This is a genomic window from Epilithonimonas sp. JDS, assembly GCF_021261315.1.
Taxonomy (GTDB): Bacteria; Bacteroidota; Bacteroidia; order Flavobacteriales; family Weeksellaceae; genus Epilithonimonas.
On sequence record NZ_JAJSAX010000001.1, the window covers coordinates 402,543 to 418,910 of the forward strand.

The 16,368-nt window shown below is 39.2% G+C and carries 3 protein-coding genes; all 3 read right to left on the minus strand.

What is annotated here, in order from left to right:
* Positions 1–214: 214 nt before the first annotated feature.
* The 3 genes from LUD75_RS01945 to LUD75_RS01955 all read right to left on the minus strand — a co-directional run bounded on the left by LUD75_RS01945 (position 215) and on the right by LUD75_RS01955 (position 16,104).
* Entirely contained in the window at positions 215–5,788 is a 5,574-nt protein-coding gene (locus LUD75_RS01945) for a YDG domain-containing protein (RefSeq protein ID WP_232704039.1), read from the minus strand.
* A gap of 195 nt (positions 5,789–5,983) precedes the next feature.
* Complete coding sequence (locus LUD75_RS01950) at positions 5,984–11,026, minus strand: T9SS type A sorting domain-containing protein (RefSeq protein WP_232704040.1); 5,043 nt, start codon at positions 11,024–11,026, stop codon at positions 5,984–5,986.
* A 203-nt stretch (positions 11,027–11,229) separates the two neighbouring features.
* Positions 11,230–16,104, minus strand: a complete 4,875-nt coding sequence (locus LUD75_RS01955; RefSeq protein ID WP_232704041.1) for a YDG domain-containing protein — start codon at positions 16,102–16,104, stop codon at positions 11,230–11,232.
* Positions 16,105–16,368: the final 264 nt, after the last annotated feature.

Sequence of the window (16,368 nt, forward strand, 5' to 3'; positions counted from 1 at the left end):
CTGTAAATTTAGATTTTTTATCGGATTTACAAAATTCAGATTATAAAATTTTACAAAACATTGATAATCAAAATTTTATTATTGACACTAATTAAATATTAACAAAATAAACAAACAATTATCTGTGAAAAAAATTACTAAAAAACACACTTAAAAATAAAAAGAGACTGTTTCACTTTTGGAAACAGTCCCTTTTAAAGAAAGATATAAGAATTTATTTAATAATCTTCTTCGTTCTCACATCACCGGAGTTTTCAGCCTTAATGATATAAACACCATTGGAAAGCATCGCAGAATCCAATCTGAAATTTCTGTCGGTAGATTTTTTACTGATGACCAATCTTCCCGTGACATCATAAACATCGATTCTTCCTAAAATTTTGGATGAATTAATCACATAATCTGTTCCGTCTCTGTAAACTTCAAAGTCTGATTTCGTGGATGAATCTGTTCCTAGAACTGCATTTTCTTTGAACACAATTTCGAAGCGTGTAAGGTCGGTACCGTTTACAGATTGAAAAGTGTAATCCCCATTAGTCAGATTAATGGTTTGATTCAATAATTTATCTTTCAAATAAATATTCTGCCCCATACTGAAAACTCCGCCTTTATCTTCCAGACTGATTTTCTGATTTCCGCTGACAGATGTTTTGAAACCCAATCGAATCACATCATCCTTATTAAAATTACCTTTTCTTCCCTGGATTGCTAATTTTTTGGAATCCGAACTTAATGAATAGAAATTCTCCGTCACAGATTCGCTGAATATTGCGCTGTCAAAACGTTCAAAGGAATTTTCCGCAGCCGGATGATAAGCCATCGCAATTACGATATGCATATCTTTAGGTGTCGTAAGCTTGAGATAAAAATTGTCATTGCTCTCCTCACTATTTTTAAAATGCTGAGAATTGGTTCCACCCATTGTAATGCCGGAAGTTCTCATCAAAGCATTTTTGAAAGTCAGACTTCCTCCTGTTTCCATTGCTCTCATAATAAATCCCTGTCCGGGTCTTAAGATTCCGTTTGGTTTTTTCCCGGTAGCAGCTACGATTGGCGCAGGAATTCCCATGCCGGAGGATAAGTTTACGATCGCATAATTTTGGTTTACATAACCTGAACCTAACTGACTCAGATTTGTATTGCTCGTATTATCCCACAAATAGGCAGTTGGCGATTCATCTGCTCCATTATAAAATTTTGAAAAATTGTCGCTATCGTTAAATAAAGCAACAATATCCAGATTGGAAGGATAAGGATTGCCGATTAAATTATAGTTGTTTCCGGCAGTCGATAAGGCGATGGTATTGACTCCCAATGTACTTTCGTTATTCGGTTCTCCTGTAAAAGTAGCAGTAAGAGCAGGCGCCATCGTTGGAGATCCCTTTATAGAATATCCTTTTGCAAAGACAGATTTTGGATTGCTTGCAGTGTTAAGAACATTAAATTTGTCATTAGCTGAATTATAAGCCATTACCGAATTATTAGGCACATTATACAAACTGTACAAAGCCTGATCTTTGACTGGTGAAGACCAAAAATTATATTGGATAGACGGAACAGTTGCTTTTCTTTCCATCGTTATGTTACCACTATTCACAGCGTCTTTATCCTGCAATAAGACAGCATTATTTTTAAACAAAGCTTTTCCGCCTGTTACAATTTGAATTCCTTTTTTCGCCGTAACTACATAAGGATTGTCGGAATCCAAAGTCACTTCCGGAACTGTGAAAATTGCAGAGGTATCGGTTATTCTAAGAAGATTATTGACTACGAAGTTTTTACCGCCAGTTTCTACATTGGTTCCGGAGATATCAACATTCAGATACTGTTTTGCAGGTGCGCCCGTTCTGATCTGAACAGATGCAGACCCTGCAAATTCTATCACGCCGCCGGTAAGATCGTAATCGCCGCTCATACTTGGCTGTGTTCCACCGCGCGATATTTTATATCGACCACCTGTCATAACAAGTTTTCCGTCTTCTGCAGTGCCATCTGCAAATCCATTTCCTGAAATATCAATGACTGTTCCTTTGATAATTTTAAGAGAACCTGCGCTTGAAAACTTATTGACACCAATTGCTTTGAAGCTTACATCGTCCTGAGCCGCATTGCTGGTATTGAGATCCACAATGATATTTTTGGAAGAGGCGTCGCTTGGCAAACCATTTCCAGAGATTTGATCCGCACCATTTGCTAAGACTTGTGCAGCGTTTGCCTTTCCAATGAAATAAAAAGTTCCGGCAGGACTGAAAACACGGTTGGTAGCAGTCGATCCTACCTGGACATTTCCTGTGTAAACACTTGTTCCATTAGAAATACCATCCGGTGAGGTGATTTTTAAAACACTTCCCGCATCTGAGGCAAACGACTGACCGGCAGTTGATCCGACTCTTGCGATATTGAGAGCGGTAGTTCCATTAAAACCAAAATCTAAGGTACTGCCAGATTCTGCGGTCAGTTTAGAATTGGTTCCGAGTTCAAAATTTCTGTTTAATAATTGAACGTAAGCACCAGATTTTATATTGAAATTAAGGTTTGAATTTTCATTTGTAACCGTTGATGCCACATCAATATTTTGAGTCGTTGCAGCTGTTAAACCATCTCCGGTTCCTGTAAAATTAAAGTTAGTTGCAGCAGTTGCCCGTAATAGCGCATCAGGATCTACCAAAAGATCTCCTTTCAAATTAACTTCTGTAATTGCAGCATTGAATTTTGCATCAAATTTACCTTCGTCTCTTAATTCAAGATTACCGTCAATATTCAAAGTTATGGTACCTGCTGTAGAGTTTGAAAGTCTAAAATTACTTTTTGAATTATTAATAAAACTTCCTTTAACATTAAGCGTTATGGTGTTTGCGGTAGAAACTGAAAGATTCGGGGTTGCAGTAAGATTGGATGAATTTTGTTTAATGACAAAATCTTTTCCAATGGTCCAGTTTACATTTCCATATAGTAGTGCATAAGAACCATTTGGCCGTATTTCCAGATTACCGTGTGTCAGTGTCGTATTATTAAAATTAGTGGTCGTCATCCTAACGTCGCCACTGGATGAATCTGAAATCAAGTTTCCAAAATAAGCTGTTACACCATTGTATGTATTAGCTGAAATGTTTGATTGTGCCGGTAAAAAATAAATACCGCTTCCTGTATCGTGATTTTTAATAATAAAGTTGGAATCCGGATGAAAAATCTCATTTCCAGCCCAAAGACTTGCAGTAAGCGTGGAAGCAGCAGCAGATGGATAGCTGTACCAAAAATTTCCACCGTTTTCGATTTCAAAATTACCTGCTGCCAAAACAGTAAATCTGGTTTGCATATCCAAAGTACCGCCTGACTTGATGATGATATTTCTAAAAGTCCACAAAGATGAAGATTTAAAAGTAAGAACACCTGTATCCCTAACTACAATTCTAAAGTTTCCACTAATCGTAGTGCTTACCGGAATTTCTACCGCAGTAGCAATATAAACATTGGTATCTACAGCAGATGGCCCTGCAGAAACGTCTTCCCAAATATTTGAAATTCCATTGTATTTCTGCCAGGTAACTGTAGAAGCTGCATCATTCCTATTGTTCCACACACCCCCGCCTTTAGTCCTAAAATCGCCATCAGTAAATGCTTCTAATGCAACAGTGACCGTTTGGCTGACAGAAGTTGCCGCATTGTAATTTCCGTTACCGGACTGTGATGCTGTGATAAGGGATGTCCCGACAGAAACGCCGCTCAAAGTAGAGCCTGACACAGTTGCTACATTGGTTGATGCACTGGAAAAACTCAAAGCCAATCCTGAACTGGAACTTGCAACCAATGTCAAATTATAAGTATTTCCGACGCCCAAAGTTGGAATCGCAGTAAATGTAATGGTCTGATTGGCTTTGGTGATATCAGCGCTTAATCCTGTTGGCTGTGTAAGGCTGTAATTGCCTGCATTCGCACCGCCTAATGTTGAAGTAGAGGTTACCGAAATACCTGTTCCAACATTAACCGAAGCAAAAGTTCCTGTTCCGTTGAAGGTCACCACATCCGGACTAATAATGCCTGAAAGTGTTCCTGTAATTGTTGCAGCATTAGTCCCGTCGTAGACTTTATTAGCAACTGTTACGGAAGTAATTGTTAAAGATTTTGCTGTAACATTAGCCGTCAATCCGGTAGGTTGCGATACCGAATAATTACCTGCTTTTGTTCCAGTTAAGGAATATCCAAAAACCGTAATTGGCTTATTGGTTCCAACATCTTTTGTTGTAAAATTGACAGTAGGCGTTCCGGTGACTGAGACATCGTCAGAAAAAACGATGCCGACTAAGCTGGGACTTCCGGAAAGTATTGTTGCTGTGCTACCATCGTAAACTTTGTTAACACCAGTTAATCCATTAATAGTTAAAGGCTTTGGTGTAACTGTCCATACCAGCGTTTTTGTGTCTGTTCCTCCGGCATTTGTCGCAGAAATACTGATGTTATATATGCCTGCCTCTACATTACTTGCTTTTGTAACAATAGCTCCCGAAAATGAAAATCCAGCCGGCAATGTTCCTGTGCTGTAAGATGTTGGTGTATTGGAAGCGGTTATTGTGTATGTGTCTCCTGTTCCATAGATGGTGGATTTGGTAAGTGAACTTGTAATGGTAGGTGGAACTGCTGCATTTACCGTTAATGTCTTCACTTCAGATTCTATAGTTGCGCAAGGAGAATTACCTGTAATAACAACTTTATACTGATAGCCGTTCATTGCAATAGAAGTTGCAGGTGTAGTGTAAGAATTACTATTGCTACCCACATTGGTCCAGGCCGCAGCGCCTATTTTTTCTTGCCACTGATAACTTGCAGCATTGGAAACAGTGACAGAAAATGTTGCAGTTGAAGGTTCAGTAACTGCCTGATTTGCCGGTTGGCTAGTGATACTAGGTGCAGCAACTACGGTAACTGCTTGAGAAACTGTTCCTGCTGACCAGCAATTTCCGGCATCAGACTTAGAACGGACATAATAAGTTCCAGAAGTTGTTGGTGCATAAGAACCTGTCGTTTGGTTGGTCGTTGAAGTTCCACTTGAACTGGTTTGCCAATAATATTTTGTACCTGTTGGAGCTGTTCCGGAAAAACCGAGACTCGTAGATCCGCAGGAAGGTGTAGCAGAAATAGTTCCCACCGGATCTGCAGGCGTTGTACAAGTTGAAACCGTGGTTGCTGTAACGTTAGCGCTTGTATTATTTTCCACTCTGCAAGTTGTACCATTTGCAGTTAAGGAATTTGGAATGATAAATATATTAAGAACTTCTCCTGCACCTACAGATATTGCGGATGACGGTGTAATAGTATATGTAGCCACACTTCCTGTAGGCGTGTAAGAACCTATTACTGTTTTTGTACCAGTACCAATGCTGTATTGAACCGATACGTTTGGGGTTCCACTGGCATTACTAACTCTTGAAACAATGTTTAAACTGTTAAGCGTAAAGGATGTAGAAGCGTCACTGGTAATCGAAAATGTAAACCACTTTGCTGCGCTGATACTTGCAGTTAGGGTATTATTAAACAAAGATCCTGATATGGATCCATTTGCTGTTGCACAGGTTACGCCGGAACCACGTGAGAATTGAGAAAAAGTCAATCCAGTTGGTGGTGTAGAAATAGTTGCTACTGGTGTATCTGGACATGTAACTGTTGTAAAAGCACTGTAAGTCACTGTTGTCTGAGCCAGAATAATATTGCTAAAAAATACAGCTAATAGAATAGCATAGTTAGAAAATTGGTTTTTGAAAACCACAGTTTTTAGTTTTTTTTTCGTAGTCATTTGTTTCTTCTTAAATCAGTTTGTTAAATTAATTATTTTTCTCAAACTCATTAATAAAAAGTTAAATATTTTTTAATTAGGCATTAAATAAGGCTTTATAATACAAATACCGCAATTCAACCATCAATTATAGACAACAAATGAAAACCAAAAAAGGCACTCGAAAGTGCCTTTTATTTGATATTTACAAAGAAATTATTTAATAACTTTCTTCGTTCTCACATCACCAGAGTTTTCAGCCTTAATGATATAAACACCATTGGAAAGCATCGCAGAATCCAATCTGAAATTTCTGTCGGTAGATTTTTTACTGATGACCAATCTTCCCGTGACATCATAAACGTCGATTCTTACTAAAATTTTGGATGAATTAATCACATAATCTGTTCCGTCTCTGTACACTTCGAAGTCAGATTTCGTGGCTGAATCTGTTCCCAAAACTGCATCTTCTTTGAACACAATTTCGAAGCGGGAATTGTCTGTTCCTTTTACTGCCTGGAATGTGTAATCGCTATTGCTCAAGTTTACAACTTTGTTCAGCAGCTTGTCCTTCAGATAAATATTTTGATTTCCGCTGAAGATGCCTTCTGCATTTTTCAGTGAAACGGTGTAGTTTCCATTTTGCGAATAGACATTTCCCAAGCCAACTTTATCTTCTATGTCAAAGGTACCTTTGCCCTGAATTGCGAGTTTTTTACTGCCTAATGTAGAATAGAAGGAATCAGATCCAACAACAAACAATTCGGCATCGTAATCTATTTCGAAGTCATTGGTAGCCGTTGGGATATATCCTATCAGAATTGTATTTGTAATGTTGGCCGGCGATTTCAGCTTCAGCCAAAATCTGTTTTTTTCTACAGAAAGTTTGTTGTTAAAAAAGATGCCGCTCTCTGCAACTCTCACTGCATTAGTAAAATTAAGCGGCTGGTTGCTCCCTGCAATTTTTGCTTTGATGATGAAACCCTGCCCTACTTTTATAATATTATTTGGTGTACTGCTTGCCAATGCAGGCTGTCCAGGCGCAGGATCTATTTCCACAGCCGGAGCACCACCTGTCAGGTTGTAAACAGCATAGTTGTTTCCTTGATAGCCCGAACCTTGCTGCGAGGTAACACTCATATCATTGTTAGTCCAGAAGTAGGCTGTGGCATAGATCTTTGAGGAATTGATATTGTACAATTCATCAAAATCAATATGTGAAGGATATGGATTCCCCACCAGATTGTATCCTTTGTCTGGCCCGGAATACTTCAAATTCACAAAAGACAAGCTGCCATTGTGAGGTGTTCCTGTAAAAGTAAACTCGTATGAAGTAGTAGGCACTGCAGCATCAAACTGATTTTGTCCGCGGATTGCATATCCTTTTCCGGATTCAAAAACGGAAAGATCATTCAGTTGAAAAGATCCTGTGTTTTTGAAAAGATCTGTAGCCTCATCGTACTGCCAGAATCTGTTTTTTGGTGTCCCGTTAAGACCGCCGCCGTCAGAAAAAGCGTAGAGATTTTGATTGCTGACAGGCGAACTCCAATAGTTGTAACCCAATTTTGGCAGTTTGGCTTTTCTCTTCGCTTCAATATTTCCGAAGTTAGAAACACCAGTCGCATCCTGCATCAGGTTTGCATTGGTTTCGAGAATTACATTTCCGCCAGTATTGCTGATTCCTTTGTGTGCATAGAAAACATTAGGTATCACATTATCTGCTGTCTCCGAGATTCTAAGAATTCCGGCACTTATCGTCGTCAGATTATTAACCTTAAGATTTGCTGCAGTCTTTTCGCCTGTACCGGTAAAATTAAGATTATAATATCCCGGCGTAAAATCGCTCACAGTTTGCGCAGTTGCTTTGCTATATTCCACCGTACTGCCATTTTCCAAAGTGATGTCCGTAATATTGGAATGCACTGCAGAGTTATCCGTGAAGGTGGCTGTAAAACCGTGTAATCCTTTGGTATTTCCCGTTTTGAAAGTACCTCCATTTTTCACAATAACTTTTGCATTGGCTCCGGATAATGAAGTAATAGAATTATCATTAATAGTAAATAAACCGCCCGAAACCACTGTAAATGTACCGTTTGAATTCAGTGTAATATTTCCTGAAGAATTACCGACATCTGTTCCGCTCACTTCTATATTCTGATAACTTTTACTTCTGATAGTTTGTGAGGATGAACCTTTGAATTCTACAACGCCACCAGTTAGATTATACGTTCCGCGCATATTTGGCTGCGCTCCTCCGGTTCCTAGAATCAGGCGGCCACCATCCATTTGAAATGCAGTAGTATTTGCCGATGTACTGGCAAGATTATTCGAGGTAAAATCTGCTGTCGTAGTTCCGGTGACTTTTACAGATCCATTTGTATCAACTGATATTGCACTGGAGGGTGTTTTGATTCCTGCACCAGAAAATATGATATTATAATAAGAAGGATTTGAGCTGACAGTTTGATTGGCAGTCGCATAATAATCAACAATACTATTTGCATTCAGAGCAAGCGTTCCTTCCTGGATATTTCCTAAACCAGTCGCTTTGAGGCCACCGGTATTTGATGTTTTCAAAGTTCCGTTGACGGAGATAGATCCTGTAGCGGAGTTTATAATTCTGATATTTGAAAGATCAAGAATTCCATTGACCGTTATCGTGCCGCCGGTTCTGCTCAAATAGTTATTCTGTGCAGCGCTCTGAAGCACAACCTCAGCTGCCAGCGGCACATTCGCACCATTTGGAAATTCAATTTTATTTGATGGGAAGGTGAATGTGAGTTTGCCAGTATTACCTAGAGTTGGAATATTTCCAGAAGTTCCAAAAATCACTTTTCCAGTTCCGGAAGCATAATTAATAGTAAGACTTCCCGTTCCCTGCAGACCACCGACGAAAGTTTTGTTCCCATTACCTTGATAGTCCCATACGATATTTGAATTAACTTCAATTTTTGCATTTAAAACATTGCTGGTAGAAGATCCAAAAGCAAATGCAGGCGAATTGACGATTCTGAAAATTGCTATATCTCCCGTGTTGAAAGCTGAAAAATAATTGGTATCTGCACTTCCTAAATTGGTACTTGAGTTTTGCCATTCGCAAATTGCATTATTCCCAAAATAAAACAATCCAAAACTTGCTTCTATATACCGCTGAGCAAACGTGCTCCCACTACCGCTGAGAGCAACAAGCTTTCCGCCGGTCTCTACCAATCCGTAAGCATTTCCAGCATTAGCATATCCGTCTCCATTGGTGATAAAAGATCCGCCATTTTTTATGGTAAGTTCTATCCCGTCTGCAATTCCATTTACAGAAAAATTATTTATGCCCGTTTCCAGACTTCCGTAAACCTGTGTTTTTGTAATGACAATTCCGGTCGTATTAATAACAATATTATGACCTGACTGTATGGTTACAGCACTGGCATTCGTTCCCGGAGCAAGTGTTGCAGTGTGCCAGTCCGAAGTTCCATTGGTAGAGGATTCCCAAGGAGTTGTTGCAGAAGCCGTATCTGACCAATTTCCGGATTTAGAAGTTCGGAAATAATCTGTCGCAGCGCTTACTGCAGATATGATGATGTTTCCACTTGTTGCAGATGTTAATCCTGAAAGGGATGCTGTAATAGTGTAAGTTCCTGCCGATGACAAATTGACTGCACCGAAAGTTGCCGCACCTCCAGACAGAGCAGCAGTCGTAGTTCCGCCAAGCGTGCCAGATCCTGAAACAATATTTCTTGATAACGTTACAGTTCCGGAAAAATCTGTATCCACACTGTTGTCCGCTCGCTGCGCCTGTACTGTAAATGACGTTAAATTGACACCTGCATTTCCAGTTGCTGGCGGACTTACGCTGTAAGCAAGTTTTGTAGCGGCAGTGAGTGTTGTAACATTAATAGTATTAGAAGGCAGTTCCGAATCTCCCGCAGAATTATTTGATCTGAAGTTATATCTGTAATTCGTATTTGGCGTAAGACCTGTTACATCATAAAAAGTTGTACCAGACGGAATTGAAGTATAAGTTGCGAAGAGTGAGTAATTTCCCAATCCGTCATCGGCGTACACGAATAATTTATAAGTAAAAGTTTCCGTCCCTACTCCCGGATTGGTCCAATTGGCTCGGAAGGATTTTGAAGAAACATTGGTAGCTGCATTTGCAGTGGTAGAAAATGGCTTGGTTACAATTGAAGTCGATACAGGTGTTGCACTGGAATAGCCGGTCTGCGGAACCGCACAATTATTAATTGCGTAAGATCTGTAGTAATATCTTGTATTCCCAGTAAGGATCGTATTCAATGTGTAAGATCCGGTAGAAGATGAATTTTCTGATAAGTCTGTTGCCGAAGACATATTAGCATTTGTAGAAATCTGGAATCCACGTTTGGTAATACTGGTTCCGCCACCTGCATTAGTAACACTTCCTGTAAAATCTATATCACCGGTGATGTTCTGAGTTGCAGACACAGTGCTGCTTAAAGCCGGAGCGGCGCAGGATGATCCAGCGGGCGTTACAGAAGCCCAAGTGGTTCCCACCCTCAACTCATCCATCTCAACAAAAGGTGTTGTTGTAGTTGCATCTTGGCGAATAAATATTCGATTGAGATTAAGTAAATCTGTTCCTGTGTTAGTTGCAGACAATGTAGCTGCAGGTTCTGTACCTCCAGGTGTTGGGTTGATCCACATTTTCACAACATCGTTTGATGAACCTGCCACAATTTGATAAGAAATCACTACCAAAACAGTTGTTCCAACTGTCTGTACAGACGATGACCAAGCAGTATTTGCAACGGTGGTACGTGGATTAATGCCGATATTGTATCCTACGCCGCTGCTTCTTGTCCAGACTGTGGCTCCAAAATTTGTTGTCGTCCCTTCATTGAGACCTGTCAAATATCCACCTGTTGTATTGAGAGAACCTAAAGAAGAAACATTAAGCAAAAAAGAATAATAAACAGTGCCCGATGTCTGCTGGGTGAAGGCCTTGGCAGCGTCTATGCCCGCTCCGTCAAAAGCTACTTTGTTGCCTGCGGAAGCTGCCAATCCTGAATAACTAAGACTTCCTGCTGTAACAGCAAGGTCATCCCCGGCATTAAGTGAAGTCCAGCCACTTTGGGTTTGAAGCGCTGTGCCTGCTGTGTAACTTATTGGATCCAGATGAGGTAAAGTGACCTGGCCGGTAAGAGTTAGGCTTAAAAAAAGAATGAAGGTGGCCAAAGATTTCTGAAAAGTAAATCCCCAGGAATTCTTAAGTAATTTGTTTTTCATTTGTGTTAGATTTTATTTCGCAATAAAGTTATGATAAATTATTATTTTATCTAAGTACCTTAAGAAAAGTTAATATAGTCCTCCAAAACCCATTAATAAAGGATTTTAAAACCAAAATCTGACATTTACACCTACAAATGCGATTCTTCCAAACGCAAAAAAGACACCCGAAAGTGCCTTTTATTTAATATTTGAAAAAAAAATTATTTAATCATCTTCTTCGTTCTGATGTCTCCAGAATTCTCAGCTTTGATAATATACACGCCATTGATGAGAGCAGAAGTATTAATTTTAAGAGATTTGTTCAAAGTTTTCTGACTGATGACCAATCTTCCTGCCGCATCATAAACTTCAATTTGACCCAGAATTTTGGATGAATTAATCACGTAATCTGTTCCGTCTCTGTATACTTCGAAGTCAGATTTCGTGGCTGGATCTGTTCCCAGGAATGTATTATCCTTATACACAATCTGGAAACGTGTTTCATCAGTTCCTTTACCTGCTGTGAAAGAATAAGCCTGGTTTGTAATATCGGTGTAAGTATTGAGCAGCTTGTCGATAAGATATATCTTCTGATTAGCTTTGAAAACACCTTCTTTATTACCAAGTTTAATCTTATAAGTTCCGTTTACAGAATATTTTGTTCCCAGATTAATAACATCGTTGCTGCTCAGTGGATTATTTCTTGCCTGGATCTGCAACTTCTGACTATTGAGTTTGGAGTAGAAAGAATCATCACCAACTGCTAATAACTCTGAGTCATAATCTGCATCATAATCATTGGTAGCGCCATCTACGTGAGCCATCAGGATTGTATTTACAACATTATAAGGTGATATCAATTTTATCCAATAACGGTTGATCTCGCTTTCTCCTGATTTGTTGTTATTATAGAAATAGCTAGAGCTGTCGTTGGATCTAATGCTATTATCAAACTTCAAAATTCCAAGATCAGGTGTATTTCCAGTTGGTGCGGCAGTTCTCATTTGAACAATGAAGCCTTGCGCTACTTTTATAAATTTGGTAGGAATTGGAGACTCTACCTCGTCTGAACCTGTTGCTGGAACTCCACCTGCCAATGAATAGGTTGCATAATTATTTGCCACATAAGCAGATCCACCCTGATTTGCAGGTGCGCCTGGAACGTTGGTCCAGAACCATGCTTTTCCTAAAATCAGATCGCTATTTTTCGTCCCAGTTCCATTATCAAGATTATAGAATTTATTAAAATCCATATGTGATGGATATGGATTCCCGATCATATTGTAGCCGTGCTCGGTAGAAACACCGCCAACTAATGTATTCTTAGATTTTTGAATCTGGATAAAATAGTTTCCGTTATGCAGAATTCCTCTAAAGCTAAGCTCATCTGATGATAGAGCTGACCCATAACCCGATTTTCCACGTATAGCATATCCCTTTGCCGAAACAAACTGTTGGTCTGCTGTAGCTTTGAACGTATCTGTCACTTCGTTGTACTCATAAGTTCTATTGTTTGGAGAACCTTGAGAAAAACCTCCAGTACTATTAGCAGCATTAACATTGGCTGTATTTAATAAAACCTGATTGGCTACCGGAGAACTCCAATAGGTGTAATCTGAAGTTCTCATATTGACCTCTCTTTTGGCAATAATGGTATTTGCACTGTTGCCATTTGTAAGTTTGGTCTGTGTAAGACTACCATCACTTTCGATCGTGATTTTGTCATCCGGAGTTGTGATATCTCCGTTTACAGTAATACCTTGGTCAGCCAGAATTGTGATGGCGCCATTATTTGTTATGTTAAGGTTATTAACTTCAAGTGCCGTATTTGTACTACTTTGAGTATAAGCACCATCGATGATTGCATTCTGAGATTTGTCTGGTCCATTAAAATTAGACCAAGCCGTTCCATCCCAAGTTATAGTGGTTGGTTTGAATCTTCCGTAAAACTCTAAACCATATTGTTCTGACGCAGGAGAAGAGAATCCATATCCACCTGTAGCTGTACGTCCTGAAGCATAAAATCTAAAATATACGGTTGTTCCTGCAGCAATATTTTGTAGTGCAGTAACGCCAGCTAAATTCATATCGGGTATTTGACCATCTCCAATAAAGTTAATAGGAGAATTAATAAGAGTATAAGTCGTACCGTTTAAACTATAGGCAAACTGTATCTGTACACCAGGCGTTGTTGTAAATGTACCCGTACCAATCACACGAGCTTTAATAGATGTCAAAGACAAGATGTTTTCTGTAGCTGTAAAGCTTGTCTGGAAATAATCTGTATTGGTAACTTCTATTCCATTATTTTGAAAACCAGTAGTTCGGAAAGAATTACCTCCTGCACTTCCAGGCGCACCAGATCCTCTACTTAGTATCGCACTTGCCGCATTCAAAGAAGGCGAAATTTCTGTTGCAGCAAGAGTAGTTAAAGATGCTGATGATGTCACACCAAAGAAATCCCATTGTGCCAATGCCACAGGCAATTCTACCACATCTACTGTTTGCTGAACATTTGTTGCAGCATTGTAATTAATATTCCCATCTTGTGATACTGTCACTATTGTGCTTCCCATATTATTACCGGTAAGCGTAGCACCAGAAATGCTTGCTATAGCAGGTACAGAACTGCTGTATGACAATGGCAATCCAGATGTCGTTGTTGCATAAGTTGATAGATTGATTGTTCCACCTACATTTACAGTTGGAACGGCATTAAACGTAATGGTTTGATTTACTTTCGTAATATCAGCCGTCAATCCTGTTGGGAAAAGTGGAATATTATAATTGCCACCATCTGCTCCCAAAAGATTGATTGCCAAAACAGTTACTTCTTTGTCTAGTCCTGCATTCGCATCAGAAAAACTTCCCGAGACTGTAAATGTTACAGTGTCTCCTATTAAAACACCTGTAGAAGTGACATTCGAGAACACTGCAGTTACAGTTCCATCATAAGCTTTATCATTTGCAGTGATGGTACTAATGGTAATATCTTTTTTAGTGATAGTAGCCTGCAATGTTGGCTGCAGCACTGTATAATTTGCAGAAGGTGCATTGTAGTTTCCTGTTTTCAATAGTACTTTATCTGCACCAGCATTTTTGTTCGCAAATGCCCAACTCACTGTTCCTGTCACAGCAAATGTTTCTCCATTTACCAATCCAGCATAAGCAGGCGTTCCAGTTACAACTACCGAAGTGCTTTGATCGTAAACCTTATTTTGTGGTACCAAACCGGTAATTGTTAATTCTTTTGGATTGACTGTTAAGGCTTGTGTTACATCTGAAGCAGCATTATAATTTGCATTTCCAATCTGTTGTGCTGTAATTGTAGCATTACCCGCACCAATAATTTTCACAGTACTACCTGTTACAGTAGCAACATCAGTATTAGAACTTGTATAAGTAACCGTTAGCCCGGAAGATGCAGTTGCAGTCAATGCGTAATCTGCGTCACCATATATTTTTGTAATCGCAATAGGCAATCCTGTAATGGTTTGGCTTCCTTTTGCGATGGTAAATGTAAGCGTAGTCGGATCACTGGTTTCAGCACCTTTCGTAGCAGTAACATTGGTTGTAAAAGTTCCTGCTGCTGTAGGAATCCCTGTGATAGCACCTGATGTTGTATTAAGAACAAGACCGGCAGGAAGATTGTTTCCCGCAACAATGGCATAACTATCTGGAATATTAGTCGCGGAAATATTTTGTGAAAAACTCACATTCACAGTGCCGTTGAAAGAAGATGCAGTAACCACAGGTTTACTACTAGCCGAAGTAGTTACCGTTTGCGTGGCCGACCAAGCAGAATACCCACCAGCATTTTTAATACGAACTCTGTAATAGTAAGGCGTATTCGCAGTTAGTGATGCAATCGTATAATTTGTAGCTGTTAAATTTTCGTTATTATAAATTGGAGAAGAGAAATCATTATTATCGTCTATTTCCAAATGATAAGTGTATGCCAGCGCACCTTGTGTTGCAGATGGTGCAGACCAATTCGCACGGAAAGAGTCTGTCACGATATTATCGGCAGCTGCAGAAATTGGAGCTAAGGATACTGTGGTAAATGTTGGATATCCCGAAGCGTTAGAATAAGCTGTTTGAGGCGTCGTACAGTTATTTGTTGCATATGCTCTGTAATAATAAAGTGTGTTCGCTGCTAGTCCCGACAATGTTTTGGTAAACGCATAAGGAACTGTGGAAACTGCAAGTCCTGTTGTACTGGCTGTAGTTGCACCAGCTAAAGTGGAAGAGGTTCCATAGTTGAAACCTACTTCTGTCACATTGGCACCACCAATTGCAATGACACTTCCTGAAAGATCTATTCCTACTGCTGTATTGTTTTCTAATGACGTGGTTGGAGAAACAGTTGGAGCGGCGCAAGTTTCTACAAAAGAAGCTTTGACAGTAACATCATCTATACCTATACCTTGAGAATTAGATCCAGTTGTATTTATATTCCAACGCAGATAGAATACTCCAGCTGGAGCAACGGCATTCGCAAAAGCAACATCAAAATTGTTGACAGAAACTGTTAGCTGAGGAAATCCATATGCGCTACTTCCTGTCGGCAAAGATGCTGTTGGAACATCTCCAGCAGATACTGCTGTCCAAGTGGAGCCGTTTGTAGAATAATAAAATTGGACAGAAGCAGCGGATGAATTAATTCTATATCTCTCTACATTGTAAGATACTGTAATTTTGGTGATAGCAGCAGTATTAGTATTTTTGTAATAACCCATTAAACTACTTGGACTCGAAAAACTACCGGACGTCATCACACCAGGACTACGGTCAGATCCAGCACTATTACCCCAGTTATACAGACCGCCACTTGCCGGTGCTCCAGATGAAAATTGAAAACCAACAGTTCTTGTACCTCCAGCAAAGGTCGGACTTGCACTATTTTGCAGTCTCCACGACACCGGCAAAGCATTACTGATGCTTGTACCCATCGTATTAAAATTCTCAGTAACAATCGCTGTTGATGGGATTTCTATTTGCGCCCAGACATTCACAGCCATTGTTAGCATAAGAAGAAACACAAATCGCTTCCTTATTACTGAAGATTTTTGATGAATTAATAATTTTATTTTCATAATGACATTTTAAAATTCGAAATTGTACAAAAATAGTATTTATAAAAACAAATTGAAAATAATAATCATTATTAACTATCAAATCATCAAAAATTAATATTGGGTTTATTTTACATTTTAATCCATTAATTGGTTGCGATGTTTTTCATATTATTCATCTTAATTCTCCATAATTTAAATATTACGTTATCAATCATTGAATGATATCAAACTTTAACCTGATAGAATAATTTTTATAATCAAAAAAAACAAAAAAAATACACC